The sequence below is a fragment of the Leptospira kobayashii genome (assembly GCF_003114835.2).
GTDB lineage: Bacteria > Spirochaetota > Leptospiria > Leptospirales > Leptospiraceae > Leptospira_A > Leptospira_A kobayashii.
In genome coordinates, this window is record NZ_AP025029.1 from 1 (window position 1) to 14,019 (window position 14,019).

Below are 14,019 nucleotides of genomic sequence, written 5' to 3' on the forward strand. Positions count from 1 at the left end.
ATGTGGTTGAAATTAGGAGAATCCGAAGTCATTAATCTCGATTTTATCGCTTCCATCAAGAAAAACAGTGGGCAGCCCACTATAGAAATTATTTACCAAGATCTAAATAATGTCAAATCCCTTCCCTTTCCTGGCACAGAAGAACGTGATCGGGCCTTTAAAGCCATTCTGGAAAATCTTTCTAGAATGAAATTGTTCTTTGAGTGAACCTACATGGAATACGAAGCACTTAATCCCAATTTATATGCACATGTTCTGGATGATCTGGAACTAATTACATCTCACAAACCATTTCATATTCTATTTTATGGATCCAGAGAAAGAGGTGATTTCAACGAATCCTCCGATCTCAATTTCTACCTATTAGCTCACTCGACCGATCAAATGAAGGCAAGTTTTGTAGACAGTGTAAGCAAAACATTGAACCGGCTTGAAGTAGTAGCACCTGTTAATATGATTGCCGGAGATGCGGATTCTCTGCGTCACAGATTTAAAATTCACGAACCAGGATCTATCCAGTTATTGGAAAATGCATCCGTATTCTATGGAGAAGGAATTTGGGATTCTCTCCAATCGGAATGGAAAAGATACAAAGATAAATCCATCCCCAAAAAAGAATTAAGCAGTTATCTCGAAAAAAGGATCCGCTTTTTCAAACAACAAGTTTCGCGCAACGTGAAAGAAGAAGTTTCTCAATTGGAGAGAATTTGCACACTTACATTGCATGTGTGGGCCATCAAAAATATTGATGATCTATCCGTTTCGGAGCTTTTGATGATGGACATTCCCAGTCAGATCCATTCTCTCTTTACAAACTTATACAAATTCGAGTTAGACGATACTATTCTCGAACTTCTGAATCTCCAACAAAGATTACAAACGTTAAAAAGAGAACTTCGTTGGAAAAAAGAGATCAGCCGGGAAGAAATTTACGAACTGAAGTATAAACTCATCTCCCTCAGAAAAGATGAAGAGTTTTTACTGAACCTTTGGGCTTAAATTGACGTTTAGCTCTTAATTCAGGTCCTAGCCGACTTTCTTTCTTAATTGGCTTTTGATCCGGATGATTCAAATGAATTACTGAATTGTTTCCGAAATTCAGGATAGCCCGACTTTTCCAAATCCTCTTTCGGAATAAATCTCAGAGAAGCAGAATTGATACAATAACGAAGCCCTGTGGGCTTCGGCCCGTCATCAAACACATGACCCAAATGAGAATCACCATACTTGCTTCTCACTTCGGAACGAACCATTCCATAAGAAGAATCCGTTTTCATTACCACATGTTCGGCCACCAAAGGCCTACTGAAACTAGGCCAGCCGGTTCCTGACTCGAATTTATCTACAGAACTAAACAACGGTTCACCGGTAACACGATCCACATAGATTCCGTCTTTATGATTGTCCCAGTATTCATTCTCAAAAGGTGGTTCGGTTCCGCTTTCTTGGGTCACTTCAAACTGTAGGCTAGAAAGTTTTTTCCGAATTTCATCAAGAGATGGTTTCAAAAAACGAACCGCCTTTTCCTTCCCCCAAACAGAATCGATAAATTGATCTCTCCCCGATCCGGAACGATAACTCTTGTATTGCAACGGATCTTTTTTGTAAAAATCCTGATGATACCCTTCTGCAGGATAAAATTCATCGAAACCAATTATTTCCGTTACAATTTTTTTCTTAAACAATTTACGCTTTGTTAGGTCAGCAACCGATTTTTCCGCCAACCTTTTCTGATCCGCATTATGATAAAAAATTCCTGTCTTGTATTGGCTTCCCCGATCTACGAATTGGCCGTCCGGGTCAGTTGGATCAATATTTTTCCAAAAAACTTCCAAAAGAGTTTCGTATGAAATTTGTTTCGGATCGTAGGTGATTTGAATCGCTTCCCTATGACCAGTGTATCCGCTGGAAACTTCCTCATAACTAGGATCTTTTTCCTTCCCGCCTGTATAACCTGATATTACGCTGTCTACCCCCGGCAAAGTCTCGAAAGGAGGCTCCATACACCAAAAGCATCCTCCTGCAAATGTTGCTTTCTCCGTTTTAGGCCCTGCGATGATCCCACAGGAGGTGAAATAGCCGATCAAAAGAAATAAAAAGATCCTCAATTTTGAAGGAAATAAGCCTAATGGGTTCATACTGAAGCTTAGACAGCCCATTCGCCCTTTTTCCCATTTTTACCTTTCTTTTTAAAGGCGTTTTTTTATCGTATCCTATTTTCATGACAACGAATCAAACCGAGCCCGGTAACGACTTCCAATCCTTTGGATTTCGCCCAGAGCTCCTTTCGGGGATTGAAGAAGCTGGTTTCCAGACGCCAAGCCCCATACAACGGCAGGCCATGCCTCTCGTTCTCGAAGGAAAAGACCTGATAGCACAGGCACAAACAGGAACCGGTAAAACCGCAGCTTATGGACTTCCATGCTTAAATCGCATAGATGTGAAAAGCGGTATGCAAGTTCTCGTTTTAACACCAACAAGAGAACTTGCCCTCCAAGTATCAGACGAGCTTTACCGCTTAGGTAAAAACGTCGGGATCAAAACCACTACTATCTATGGTGGTGCATCTTATTCCAAACAAATCTCCCAAGTCACCAAAGGTGCACAAGTTGCCGTGGCAACTCCTGGTAGATTATTGGATCTACTCAAGGGCAAAGAGTTAAAAAATTTCAAACCTAATATGGTCATCCTAGATGAAGCGGATGAAATGTTGGATATGGGATTTTTGGAAGACATCGAATCCATTTTCGGATTCCTTCCTGCAGAAAGACAAACTCTCCTGTTTTCGGCAACGATGCCAGATGCTATCAAAAAATTAGCAGGACGTTACCTCAACCAACCCGCGCATGTAAAAATTGCAGCGACCGAAAAATCTTCGAAAAACATCGAACAGGTGTATTACATCATCGATGAACAAGAAAGAGACAACGCAGTAGTTCGTATTTTAGATTACGAAAACACGTATAAGGCGATCATTTTTACGAAAACTAAAAAAGAAGCCGACGATCTGAAAGCGAATCTTGGATTCAAAGGGTATCCTGTGGAAGCACTCCATGGTGACTTGAGCCAAAAACAACGGGAGTTGGTTTTGAAAAGTCTTCATGACGGCAGAATCAGAATCCTTGTAGCGACCGATGTTGCAGCACGCGGACTAGATGTAAAAGATCTATCTCTCGTAATCAACTTCCATCTTCCTTTCGATAGCGAAAGTTATACGCATAGAATCGGAAGAACAGGACGTGCAGGAAAAACCGGTAAAGCCATCACTCTGGTAACCACAAGAGAATCAAGAGCACTTCATAGGCTGAAAGGCACCTCCGGAACAGGACTTACGATTGCCGCTCTTCCTACCAAAAAGGAAGTCCAAGCAAAAAGAAGTGAAGATTTCATCACTAAGCTTTTGGAAACGGAAATCAACGAAGAAGCGGAAGCTCTTTTCGCAAAACTTTCCGAATCCCAAGACTCGAAAGAAGTCTCTCTGAAAATCCTTTCTCAAATCCTTGATAAAGTAAAAATTTCAGGGCCTGAAAAAATCGGTAAACACCCTTCCGAGTGGAATGAGTCCGCTCCTTCCGGCGGTGGTGGTGCAAAACGAAGAGGAGGGACCGGAGGGGGAAGCCGAGGTGGCAGATCCAACAGTTCCGGTGGTTCTTCATACGGTGGAAGAAGCGGTGGCGGATCGTCCAGATCAACTCCTGCTTCTAAATCCGGTGGGGATCGCGGAGGAAAACCTCAGCGTTTTCGAAATAAGTAGTGGCTAACCAGCCACTCTTCTCCATTTCGATAAGCCCATAGTTCGGCACAGGCGAGAAAGAATACTTTCCAATAAACAAACCATTTGGTTTTGTTCTTCTCGCCGTATGTGTTCCCCAGTATCTTAATCACTTTCTCTTTATTCTTCAATAGATTCTCATACCAAGCTTCGCTTGTCTTAGCGTAATTGCTTCCGTTCACTACCCAATGGTTTTCGATTACAAAATCTTTCTGAAAATACAAAAACAAATCATCCGAAGGCATCTGCCCGCCGGTGAAAAAATATTTCGCCATCCAATCCGTTTCATCCACCACTTCAAACGGATAAGCAAAAGTCTTATGAGTGAATATATGCACAAAGAACTTGCCGTCATTCACAAGAAACTTGGACAATCTTTCGAATAACAGTTCATAGTTTTTCATATGCTCAAGCATTTCTACGGAAATGATCCGATCGAATTTTTCCTTTGTCGTAAAAACATTCATATCTTGAGTGAGAATGGTTATATTTTTCAAACCGCTTTCCTTGGCACGGGCTTCAATGAATTCCTTCTGGGTTCGGGAATTGGAAACACCCGTTACTTTGCATTTTGGAAATTTTTCAGCTATATAAAGGGAAACAGATCCCCAGCCACAACCCAGATCCAAAACCTTCATTCCATCCTTTAACTCAGCTCGCTCCATAGTCAAAGCGAGCATCGCCTCTTCCGACTCGGAAAAACTAGTCTCAGCAGTCGGCCAATACCCCGAAGAATATTTCATACGAGGTCCCATCACATAAGTGAAAAATTCACTAGGCACTTCGTAATGTTGTTCGTTCGCATCACGAGTATGAACCGCAATCGGTGAATTTTTCAGTTCCTTTACATAATTCAATTTATGTGCCAATTGTTTTTCCGCACCGGCTTTCGTTTCCTGTTTCAATCGCATAGCAAGCAACTGACGGATGCGAATTCGGATCAGCCAATCGGGGAATAGATCTTTTTCGAGAAGTGAATTGATATTCAAAAAATTTTCCTTCGGGAACCAAGGGAAAAAAGCATTCGTAGCTTGTTGGTATTCTCGAAAAACATCTCCCTTGGATAATAAAGAATATTTTTCCGCAAAAGGAACTCCCGATACAAATCGAAGCAAAACAAACATGATCAGAGGAGAAAATAAAGAGACCAAAGCATAATTCACACCGCTGGAAAGAGGGATGATTCCGATTCCAAGCCAAATCACCCATTCGAAAAAATAATTAGGATGACGAGTGTATTTCCAAAGCCCGACATTACATAATTTTCCCTTGTTAGCCGGAATACTAAGAAACGAATGCAATTGTTTGTCTGCCAAACCTTCTCCGGATACTCCGATCAAAAACAAAATCCAACCTAAAACAGGGAATAAAAATTCGGAAGGAGAAGACGGATTCCATTCCCATTCGGATGCGATGACAAAAGGGCCGGAAAGTAGGAGTGCCAGAAATCCTTGGAGTAAAAATACATTGGTAAAAAACTTTCTATGTACATGAACCCCATAATCTTTTCGAAAATCAGAATACCTTTTGTCTTCCGCATCCCCCGTGCGAATACGGGTCCAGTATAAAAATCCGGAAAGTCGAATCGCCCAAATCCACACAGGAATCAGGATCGCAAGTTTAGCATAAACATTCCCGCTTCCCAAAGCGGCAAACACGGAACCGATCCCGGCGATCACCAGTCCCCAACCCACATCTATGACTGCATAATTGTTCCGGGACTTACCCCAAAACCACATCAAAGTCATGAAGAAAAAAGTAAATAAAACGGCCGTTATATATGAGTTCACAAAAGGATTCAATTCAAACCTCTTGTGGACTTAGACGAGTTCCGGTTTAATGAAAGTCGTGATAAAGTTTTTTATATAAAATTTTTTCCAAAATGCCAGGAGCGAGATTTCGCATCCATTTCATAAAAGATCCGGAAAAATCAAAAGTGACAAGCCTTGCCTCTTTGTCTTTTGCCACTTTCATTAGTAAAAAAGCGACTTCCGTAGGAGTTTTCAATTTAGCCTTTGCCTGCCCTTCATCCAATACGTTTCCTTTTACATCCAATCCTGATTTGCGCAGATTGGTTTCCGTATAAGGAACGCATACCAAAGAAGAACGAACCCCTTCTTCCCTTAGTTCGATCCGCATCGATTCCATTGCTGCATGCAAAGCGGATTTGGAAGAGGAATAAGCCGCTCTACCCGGTACTCCGTACAATGCGGACACGGTTGAAGTAGTAACTACCACTCCCTTCGTTTTTTTCAATCCTCCCAGAAGACCTTGGATGAGTTGGATGGGACCGAAAAAATTCGTGGCGAATGTTTTGCGATACACATCCATTGACAATTCATCAAAACGTCCGTGAGCAGTGATTCCTGCATTATTAAAAAGAACATCAACATCGGATGTATGTGATTGCAAAATAGCAAGTGCATCAGAAATAGAAGATCCGTCTTGTAAATCCAAACCGATCCGAATGACTTCGCAGGCAGCATGTTTTAAAGCCGGGTCTTTGATATCATTTGCCCTTCTGGCAAGTGCAAAAATTTTACAAGGATAATGACTTAAATTTTCAAGTAGAGCAAGTCCTATCCCGCTCGATGCACCGGTGATCACTACCACCTTATCGTTCCAAAAATCTTTCATCCCACCCTCTGATTCAAATAAAACTATCTGGACAAAGACTATCAGTGAATCTAAAATTTGACCAGTGAATTTTTGCAAGGAATCATAATGGCTATCAGAAACAGAGTTTGGGAAATCGCAAACAGTTTTGGTTTGGAAAATCTTAGGATCAAAGACAGAGTCGTACCTGAAAACATCGGTCCGAACGAAGTTTTAGTCCGACTAACAGCAACTTCACTCAATTATCGTGATTACCTTATGGCCATCGGACAATACAACCCCAGACAAAAACTCCCTCTTGTTCCTTGTTCGGACGGAGCCGGGGTTGTGGAATCCGTCGGGAGCAATGTAAAAAAATGGAAAACAGGAGATAGAGTCATTCCTATTTTCGCACAAAGCTGGCAAGACGGAACTCCCAATGTGGATAGTCTTCGAAGCACATTAGGTGGACCGAATGACGGTTGTTTAATGGAATACGGAGTATTCGATGCGCAAGGCCTGGTAAGAACTCCCGATCATCTGACCGATGCGGAAGCGGCAACATTAGGATGCGCAGGCCTTACTGCTTACAATGCAGTCGTTACATTCGGAGGGATCGAGCCTGGAAGTACGGTTCTTACCCTAGGCACGGGAGGAGTTTCCTTATTTGCACTACAATTTGCAAAGATGTTAGGTGCAAAAGTCATAGTGACATCTTCCAGTGATGAAAAATTGGCCCGCGCAAAAAAATTAGGTGCCGACGAAGGAATCAATTATTCCACCCGTTCCAATTGGGAAAGAGATGTCCGTAAGTATACGGATATGAAAGGTGCCGACCTGATCATTGAAGTGGGAGGGGCGGGAACTTTGCCAAAGTCCATGATGGCAGTCCGTCCTTACGGAACAATCGCACTGATTGGAGTGTTAGCCGGTGGTGAATCGAATTTATCACTATATCCCATACTGATGCAAGGTGTAAAAGTCCAGGGAGTGATTGTGGGAAGTAAAGCGGATTTTGAAAGGATGAATTCCGCTATTTCTCAAAACAAGATGAAACCGGTTGTCGATAGATCCTTCGGCTGGGATGAAGTTCCGGATGCTTTTGCCTATTTACGAAGCGGACAACATTTCGGCAAAGTAGTGATTGAGTGGCAAGGTTAAAAAAGAAATGTAAAAACAAAAAAACCCCGAGCGAACCCGGGGTTTTCCGAAACCTTACTTTGCAGTAGTGATTTCTAAAGCTTCACCAGTTGCATTTCCTGCGAACTCGATTTTAGCTTTGTCTTTTTTGAATTTTTTGTCCAATTTGTCAGGGTTGGACACAGCATATTTTTTACCTTCTGACTCGATAACGATTCCGCCTTCTTTAAGAACGGAAACAGTTCCTTTGCCGGTAACTGCTACAGGCGCATCTTTTTTAGGGCCTGAGCTACATGCTACAAATGCCGCAAGAGCGGCAATAGAGAGAATAAGTGAAATTGATTTCTTCATTGAGAAAATCTCCTAGATTCCGCTAAGATCACAATTTATTGATAATTTCTCCTCTCTTTTTTTAGGACAACAAGAGATTCTTAAATTTATTTTTGAAGATCCGGGCAAATGCTTTGCTAAAAAAACAATTTCTTCACTCATTTGTGTAGTTGACATAACGTCTATTTCTCAGGCAAAAACCCGGTTAATTTCTTGGAAAGGATCTCTGCGTAAACTTTATGCCCTTCTTTTGTGACGTGAACTTCGTCATGAAAGAGATTTTGACCTTCCTCTTCCTGTAGTTCGTCCAGCAAATACACCACTTCCAGTTTATTTTCAGAAATCAAATTCCAAATCTTCGGATCTTTGGGAGATTTTTTTACAACCTGAGTACGAGTGGGAAGGATAAAAATCTTATGCTTATATCCTTTTGCTTTTAAAAAGGCATCCATGGATTTCAATTTCAAAACCGACTTCGATAAAACTTTCGTTATATGTTCCTCAGTTGCAATACTTTGCCAAGGAACATAACGTTTGTTATTTTGAGTATAAACGAAATAGTGGAACAACTCCGCCCAGGCGGAACCAGGCTCTACATTATAATAAGGAAGCCCTTGCAAACGGACAAGCCCTCTGTAAAAATCATCTTCAATGAGCGAAGTGATATAATAACCTGCGGGCAAAAATTCCTCTTCCGCAACGAGCGCATGGATGTTCTCCACTCCCCAGGTATTGACAGCTGCGTTTCCGGACAAATAGTCCTTACGATCTTGAAATACCAGATGACTGAACAATTCTTCGTTGGAGATATAAGATCCTCCATAAGTGACGGAATCCCCTAAAAATAAGATTTTATTTTTTTTCTCTTTGTCCCAGTCCCCGGTAGAACGTAAGCCCAAATTATTGAATGTAAGTTCCGCTCCCAAAAATCTTTGCAATTTTTGGTTGGGCATGGGACGAAATCCGTATATCGGACTATTATCATATAGAACCGGATTTCCCAATCCGAATAATTTACTTAAAGCAAGCTCCACCACCCCGAGAGTAATCAGGGAAATGATTGCAATGAAGATGGTGATTGTAGTTTTGAGATGACTCTTGAACCAATTTTTTTTTGAATTCATTCCTATTTGGCGGGCATCATACCTACACAAAGAGAACTGAATTCCTTCGCCCTCCAAAGTCCATCACTATCTTTTTCAACAGTGATCGGACGAAAGCTTGCGGCACCTCTTGTAGCGACAAAAAGTTTGATCCTTCCGGAAGATTCTTCGCCGGAATAAGGATTCGTAAACGTTTCCACAGTCAAAGGGTTACTCGGAGAATATCCATTAGCCGGTTCGGAACCTTTGAAGTATGCATTTGCCAACATCTTGTACTTATCCAATTGGCCGATCAGGTATCTGTCTCCGTTTCCCAAATCTTCTCCTTTGTAAGCGGTAGGTTTGTTTGATTTTTGTCTGTTCTTGATCAAAACGGAACTGATGAGTGTTTGGTTGCCAAGAGTCTGATCTTTTCCGTAAAGATGGACGGCAAGTACCATAAGCGATGCGGCACCTTCCGGAGTTTTGGCAAGACTTGTTTGCAAAGATTCGAATTCTGCAATGGATACAGGTACGGAAGGAATGACTACTTCCGGTCTGGGGGTCAAATTCTGTGCGGACAACCCGAAGGAAAAGAAAACGGCAATTGCAAGATAAACTGGTTTTTTCATGGAAAGAAAACCTATCATAAATTCCCCCCTTGTCCAGAACAAAGATGGAAATTTATTTCTTGCATACCGCTTTCCGAAGTTGTAGTATTTCGGATTACACTATGAAAACCCATCTAAAAATTTCCATCCCCATCCTTCTTGTTTCTCTTTCCCTTCTGGCCCAAGTGAATCCGGGGACACCCGATTTCATCGAAGCGGAACAAGCCGAAAAAGATCTGCGTGCCAAATGGGCGAAAACCTATCCGGGAGAAACCATCGAATCCCTGCAATCTGCGGGAGATCCGGTCATTCTGGAAAAAACGGATAAAAAGGGAAAACTCATAGAAAGAAAATTGAAAGTCCCTTTCCAAGTGGTTGCTTCCAAAAAAGGTACAAGCCGCGAATACGAAGCGGGAGCCAATTATACCCAAAAAGGAAAGTCTTGGGTCTTCTCCGAAATCGGTGTAGGAAATGTAAAAACATTGGCCGGGGCGGAAGATCAAGCACCTAGCAAACCAAAGGTGAAAGAACTCGCACTCAAAGCATTCGCTTCCAAATATCCTGAATACACATGGTCAAAAATCCTGATTGATGATGGAACGTTTAACAAAGGTTCAAATGGAGGATTTTACCGTTACGAAGGAGACGTTGACCGCACAAATGAGGAAGGAACGGTTCAATGCAAAGACATCGACTTTATGCTCGTAAAAGATGCAAGCGGCTCCTGGTCGGTTGACATCACTTCCGGCGGACGATGTTACTAATATAATCGTAAATCGCAAAACCGGATTTTATCCGACCGAATTCTAAACTCACTTATGAACCAATGCCAATGGGCAAGTCCCCAAACTTTCGTTTGGGGTCGGGCTTGCTCCGGGCTTTCGCGTTCGCTTCGGTCGCCAAAGGCGACCGCTTCCGCGCCCTTCGCATCCCTCTTGCGAAACGAATTCCACAATTGATTCCCACTTCCGGGAATATTTTGCTCATTATAACGTACAATTAATCCGTTATAATGAATTAATTATAGAAATCCTTCATCCTTCCTCTTGTATTAGCTGAAATACCGGAGGACCAATCATGGCAAATACAGTATTTGAAAGCACTGCATCCTGGGCAGGCGGATTAAAATTAGACCTTCAATCCCGTCACCACAAATGGGTAGTGGACGAACCTGAGATCTTAGGCGGAACAGACCAAGGACCGAATCCAGTGGAACTAGTGCTAGGTGGACTTGCGAGTTGTCTGGGAGTTTTGGTTTCCTTATACGCCCCCGCTCACGAAGTTCTTCTCAAGGATTTTAAGGTTTTTGTGGAAGGCGATTTGGATTTGGACGGATTCCAGGAAAAGGCTCCTGTTCGACCGGGCTTTTCTCAAATTCGCTACAAGATAGATATCCAATCGGATTCACCCTCTTCTCATGTGGATGCTCTTTTGCAACACATAGATCGGATCTGTCCCGTAAAAGATACGTTATCCGGAGTTCAAGTTCTTGCAGAGACGAGTCTTGCAGCCAAGTGAAAAATGAAAGCTTAGACTGATAACGGGAAATGATTCAAACTCCTTAGAATTTTGTTTTCCCGTTATCAGTTTTTGTGGAAAAAGAAATCATCCGTAATAAGGACTCATTCCCTTTAGACCGTTCCCACCGATCAGTCTCATAAAAATCCGATCCAGTCCGAAAGAGATTCCGGAAGAATCGGGAAAATTTCCAGATTCCAATGAAGATAGGAAATCTTCGTCTATAGGAAATTTTTCCTTGCCTAGTCTTTCTCTTAACATTTGTTCTTCGGTAAATCGGCGTCTTTGTTCTTTCGGATCGGTCAATTCCCAAAATGCATTTGCCAATTCCAAACCGGACCAATAGATTTCAAATCGTTTTGCTTTCCCGTTTTCGATTTTGGCCAATGCAGCACATTCAGGAGGATAATCATAAAGAAAAACGATCTTATCACCTAATCTTGGTTCTACTAAATTTAAAAAAACCAGGAAGAAAAGATCTTCATACTGCCAAGTAACAAGTTCATCTTCCTTTGCCGAAGTCAATTTATGATCGAATATCGTTTCAATCAATTCCTTTCGAGACAATCCTCTTTTTGTATGAGCCTTTATCATATCTTCCACTGAAATCTCTTCATAGGAAGAATCTCTCGTCAAAAAATCCGCAGCTTGCAATTCCGAAAAATCAAAACCCAATCTTTTGAAATAGCCTTTGCAGAAATCCCTGAGGTCCTTATCATTCCAGTTCTTAGCGTATAATTCCAACATCAAAAATTCCGCACTATGATAAGGACTTCCCTCTTCTCCCGAACGGAATGTATGAGTTATCTCATAAATCCGCTCCAACCCATTTGCTAACGATTGTTTGAGAGAATATTCGGGAGAAGTGATCAAATACCCTGTTTCTTTTCCACCGGGAGAAGAAACAAAAAAAGGATCCAAATACGGTTCCATCCCCACTACCGGTTTGAAACAAGGAGTGTCCACTTCCAAAAATCCGGATTCTTCCAAAAAGGATCTGGTGGACTTTAAAAAACGGGATCGTAAAATCTGAGTGTTGTAAGAAAGAGATTTCATACAAACATTACTGATTCAAATAAGAAGAAATTTGGCAAAACAATTAAGGACCGGTTCGGTACGTTTTGCGAATCCCGTAGCCCCAATAATAAATGCAATAAGCGGGATTTATAAAACTCGACAGAATCGAAGTCCCCTGTGTTTCCAAAATTGATATGATAGCAAGAGGATAACATGGAAACAGAGAGGAAAAAAATAAATAAACGCATACAAGATAAAATTTGTTAGTTTGGATTCTCTTCCATCCAGGGGTTTTTTTAAATCCCCGAATGTCTATTCTTATAAACAGCCAGACTTTCACTTTTTATCTATCAAAAGAATAAAAAATATTTTTTTGATTTCCATAAACCGAAGTGTTCAGTACATCCTTAACCATGGCCAAGAACACGAAATATTTGTCTGTTCGGGAAATTGAAAACGCATACGAAATTCAGATTCAATCCAAAGATTTCAATACTGCCGTTGAAGAAGAAACTTCCTCCATCATCGCTATGCTATTTTTTCAAACCCGTTCCCACATTCAATTGGATGTTTCAAGTTTAGATTATATCCCTTTATCGTTTCTAACGCAGATACTGAGACTCGCGAAAGACCTTCGCGCAAAAAAAAGAGTATTGGTATTGCAGGGACTTCCCTTCTCCTCTTTCCATTTTTTACAAAGATTCGGAATGACCCGGCTATTTTTCCAAACGAGAGACGGGATGCTTCGGACTAAGTTCGAAAATCCTCTCCTTCCCAGGGAAGAATCTCGAGGTTGATTCCGAGTTCACCTAACAAGAGCATGACTCTTTTCTCCAATCGAATCCCTTTCGTATCGGGACTTGCGAATTCCACGGAAGCATAAAAACATGCATCATGTTTGGAAGTGATTTCTTTCAATTCCCGTCGGACAGATGCCACTCTTTTAAGCAATTCCCAAATATGATCGTTCAGAGGAGACTCAGGACCAAGTTTTGAGTTGAGTTGCCAATGGGGCTCCAAAGGTTCATTTTGTATGTCTTTTGTGTCACGACTATGAAAGTAATCCGGATCTATGGCCAATCGCTCTGAAATCTCTTCCGGACGAAGCTTCGGCCCGAAGATAGCGAGCATTGCCCATGATTTTGGTTCTCTTTGCGTTTCCATTGAATTTTTTACTTTTTTTTTCTCCCAGAAGAACCAAATTGAGATAGAACTCAAGGGAAAAATATGAAAAATATCTTGGTAATTGAGGATGATCCGGACATTGGCAATTTGATCCGTAAATCTCTCGATTCGGCGCATTATACCACCGCCGTGTATGAAAATGGTGAAGAAGGATTAAAATTTTATAAATCAAGTCACCCTGATTTGGTGATTTTGGATTTATCCTTACCGGACATTGATGGAATGGATATATGTCGTACCATTCGAAAGTCGGACGAAAGCACTCCTATCTTTATTCTTTCTGCTCGAACAGAGGAGATTGATCGGATTATGGGACTGGAACTTGGCGCGGATGATTATATCACCAAACCTTTCTCTGTAAGAGAATTGAAAACCAGAGTCGATGTATTCTTCCGCCGATGGGATAAAAAGATAGGGATCAAACCTAACGTAGGTCAGGCGGGAGAAATCATGAGAGGCGCACTCAAAATTGATTCCATCCGACGCCGTGTTACGCTAAATGAAAATATCATCAATATTTCCCGCAAAGAATTTGACATCTTACAACTATTAGCTGGTTCGCCAGGGAAAGTGTTTTCCCGTGAGATGATACTGGAGTCCGTTTGGGGCGTGGAATGGGATGGTTTTGAAAGGATGATCGACAGTCATATCAAACGAATTCGTTCCAAACTGGAAAAAAATTCCGCACAACCGGAATGGATTGAAACTATTTGGGGAATCGGTTATCGTTTTACCGATAATTATGAAAATATTGTTGTTCCTGATTGAG

General features: G+C 41.5%; 16 protein-coding genes and 2 pseudogenes. 8 read left to right on the forward strand and 10 right to left on the reverse strand.

Features of this window, described 5'->3' with window-relative positions; translation table 11 throughout:
• On the forward strand, positions 1-207 hold the full coding sequence (locus tag DI077_RS18270) for a hypothetical protein (protein ID WP_109022266.1): 207 nt from the start codon (positions 1-3) through the stop codon (positions 205-207).
• Between the two features lie 6 nt (positions 208-213).
• Positions 214-999 carry a hypothetical protein gene (locus tag DI077_RS18275; RefSeq protein ID WP_109022265.1) on the forward strand — a complete coding sequence of 262 codons (786 nt, stop codon included), beginning with the start codon at positions 214-216 and terminating at the stop codon, positions 997-999.
• A gap of 44 nt (positions 1,000-1,043) precedes the next feature.
• Here the strand turns inward: DI077_RS18275 and msrB are convergent, their stop codons facing one another.
• On the reverse strand, positions 1,044-1,454 hold the full coding sequence (msrB, locus tag DI077_RS19920) for a peptide-methionine (R)-S-oxide reductase MsrB (protein WP_242935466.1): 411 nt from the start codon (positions 1,452-1,454) through the stop codon (positions 1,044-1,046).
• An 81-nt stretch (positions 1,455-1,535) separates the two neighbouring features.
• Positions 1,536-2,138 (reverse strand): annotated as a pseudogene (msrA, locus tag DI077_RS19925) (peptide-methionine (S)-S-oxide reductase MsrA); the annotation flags it as partial.
• Between the two features lie 83 nt (positions 2,139-2,221).
• Here msrA and DI077_RS18290 point away from each other — a divergent pair.
• Entirely contained in the window at positions 2,222-3,754 is a 1,533-nt protein-coding gene (locus tag DI077_RS18290; protein ID WP_109022263.1) for a DEAD/DEAH box helicase, read from the forward strand.
• On the opposite strand, the gene DI077_RS18295 is transcribed toward DI077_RS18290, so the two are convergent.
• The 3 genes and pseudogenes from DI077_RS18295 to DI077_RS18305 all read right to left on the reverse strand — a co-directional run bounded on the left by DI077_RS18295 (position 3,733) and on the right by DI077_RS18305 (position 6,409).
• Entirely contained in the window at positions 3,733-4,755 is a 1,023-nt protein-coding gene (locus DI077_RS18295) for an SAM-dependent methyltransferase (RefSeq protein WP_242935467.1), read from the reverse strand. The genes DI077_RS18290 and DI077_RS18295 overlap by 22 nt on opposite strands.
• Positions 4,756-4,767: 12 nt before the next feature.
• Positions 4,768-5,520, reverse strand: a pseudogene (locus DI077_RS18300) (DUF1295 domain-containing protein); the annotation flags it as partial.
• A gap of 88 nt (positions 5,521-5,608) precedes the next feature.
• Complete coding sequence (locus DI077_RS18305) at positions 5,609-6,409, reverse strand: SDR family NAD(P)-dependent oxidoreductase (protein ID WP_109022261.1); 801 nt, start codon at positions 6,407-6,409, stop codon at positions 5,609-5,611.
• 87 nt (positions 6,410-6,496) lie between these two features.
• Here DI077_RS18305 and DI077_RS18310 point away from each other — a divergent pair, with 87 nt between their 5' ends.
• Positions 6,497-7,528, forward strand: a complete 1,032-nt coding sequence (locus tag DI077_RS18310; RefSeq protein ID WP_109022260.1) for a zinc-dependent alcohol dehydrogenase family protein — start codon at positions 6,497-6,499, stop codon at positions 7,526-7,528.
• 54 nt (positions 7,529-7,582) lie between these two features.
• Here DI077_RS18310 and DI077_RS18315 read toward each other — a convergent pair whose 3' ends face one another.
• From DI077_RS18315 to DI077_RS18325, 3 genes are all read right to left on the reverse strand, one after another.
• Entirely contained in the window at positions 7,583-7,858 is a 276-nt protein-coding gene (locus DI077_RS18315; protein ID WP_109022259.1) for a hypothetical protein, read from the reverse strand.
• Between the two features lie 161 nt (positions 7,859-8,019).
• Positions 8,020-8,961 carry a hypothetical protein gene (locus DI077_RS18320; protein ID WP_109022258.1) on the reverse strand — a complete coding sequence of 314 codons (942 nt, stop codon included), beginning with the start codon at positions 8,959-8,961 and terminating at the stop codon, positions 8,020-8,022.
• Positions 8,962-8,963: 2 nt separating this feature from the next.
• Positions 8,964-9,551 (reverse strand): DUF6935 domain-containing protein, encoded by a 588-nt coding sequence (locus DI077_RS18325; RefSeq protein WP_109022460.1) that lies wholly within the window; start codon positions 9,549-9,551, stop codon positions 8,964-8,966.
• Positions 9,552-9,652: 101 nt separating this feature from the next.
• Here DI077_RS18325 and DI077_RS18330 point away from each other — a divergent pair, with 101 nt between their 5' ends.
• Together DI077_RS18330 and DI077_RS18335 are read left to right on the forward strand one after the other, a co-directional pair.
• Complete coding sequence (locus DI077_RS18330) at positions 9,653-10,294, forward strand: hypothetical protein (RefSeq protein WP_135354937.1); 642 nt, start codon at positions 9,653-9,655, stop codon at positions 10,292-10,294.
• Positions 10,295-10,607: 313 nt separating this feature from the next.
• Entirely contained in the window at positions 10,608-11,048 is a 441-nt protein-coding gene (locus DI077_RS18335; protein WP_109022255.1) for an OsmC family protein, read from the forward strand.
• 87 nt (positions 11,049-11,135) lie between these two features.
• On the opposite strand, the gene DI077_RS18340 is transcribed toward DI077_RS18335, so the two are convergent.
• On the reverse strand, positions 11,136-12,104 hold the full coding sequence (locus DI077_RS18340; protein ID WP_109022254.1) for an amino acid--tRNA ligase-related protein: 969 nt from the start codon (positions 12,102-12,104) through the stop codon (positions 11,136-11,138).
• Positions 12,105-12,478: 374 nt separating this feature from the next.
• Between DI077_RS18340 and DI077_RS18345 the strand changes: the two genes are divergently transcribed.
• The gene (locus tag DI077_RS18345; protein WP_109022253.1) at positions 12,479-12,862 is read left to right on the forward strand and encodes an STAS domain-containing protein; all 384 of its coding nucleotides are present in this window, start codon (positions 12,479-12,481) and stop codon (positions 12,860-12,862) included.
• On the opposite strand, the gene DI077_RS18350 is transcribed toward DI077_RS18345, so the two are convergent.
• Complete coding sequence (locus DI077_RS18350) at positions 12,816-13,229, reverse strand: DUF4279 domain-containing protein (protein ID WP_109022252.1); 414 nt, start codon at positions 13,227-13,229, stop codon at positions 12,816-12,818. The two genes, DI077_RS18345 and DI077_RS18350, sit on opposite strands and share 47 nt — an antisense overlap.
• Positions 13,230-13,292: 63 nt before the next feature.
• Here DI077_RS18350 and DI077_RS18355 point away from each other — a divergent pair, with 63 nt between their 5' ends.
• Complete coding sequence (locus tag DI077_RS18355; protein ID WP_109022251.1) at positions 13,293-14,018, forward strand: response regulator transcription factor; 726 nt, start codon at positions 13,293-13,295, stop codon at positions 14,016-14,018.
• Position 14,019 lies beyond the last annotated feature (1 nt).

Coding starts and splice junctions, on each gene's coding strand:
- DI077_RS18270 (WP_109022266.1), top strand. CDS start 1: ATGTGGTTGAAATTAGGAGAATCCGAAGTCATTAATCTCGATTTTATC.
- DI077_RS18275 (WP_109022265.1), top strand. CDS start 214: ATGGAATACGAAGCACTTAATCCCAATTTATATGCACATGTTCTGGAT.
- DI077_RS18290 (WP_109022263.1), top strand. CDS start 2,222: ATGACAACGAATCAAACCGAGCCCGGTAACGACTTCCAATCCTTTGGA.
- DI077_RS18305 (WP_109022261.1), bottom strand. CDS start 6,409: ATGAAAGATTTTTGGAACGATAAGGTGGTAGTGATCACCGGTGCATCG.
- DI077_RS18310 (WP_109022260.1), top strand. CDS start 6,497: ATGGCTATCAGAAACAGAGTTTGGGAAATCGCAAACAGTTTTGGTTTG.
- DI077_RS18315 (WP_109022259.1), bottom strand. CDS start 7,858: ATGAAGAAATCAATTTCACTTATTCTCTCTATTGCCGCTCTTGCGGCA.
- DI077_RS18320 (WP_109022258.1), bottom strand. CDS start 8,961: ATGAATTCAAAAAAAAATTGGTTCAAGAGTCATCTCAAAACTACAATC.
- DI077_RS18325 (WP_109022460.1), bottom strand. CDS start 9,551: ATGAAAAAACCAGTTTATCTTGCAATTGCCGTTTTCTTTTCCTTCGGG.
- DI077_RS18330 (WP_135354937.1), top strand. CDS start 9,653: ATGAAAACCCATCTAAAAATTTCCATCCCCATCCTTCTTGTTTCTCTT.
- DI077_RS18335 (WP_109022255.1), top strand. CDS start 10,608: ATGGCAAATACAGTATTTGAAAGCACTGCATCCTGGGCAGGCGGATTA.
- DI077_RS18340 (WP_109022254.1), bottom strand. CDS start 12,104: ATGAAATCTCTTTCTTACAACACTCAGATTTTACGATCCCGTTTTTTA.
- DI077_RS18345 (WP_109022253.1), top strand. CDS start 12,479: ATGGCCAAGAACACGAAATATTTGTCTGTTCGGGAAATTGAAAACGCA.
- DI077_RS18350 (WP_109022252.1), bottom strand. CDS start 13,229: ATGGAAACGCAAAGAGAACCAAAATCATGGGCAATGCTCGCTATCTTC.
- DI077_RS18355 (WP_109022251.1), top strand. CDS start 13,293: ATGAAAAATATCTTGGTAATTGAGGATGATCCGGACATTGGCAATTTG.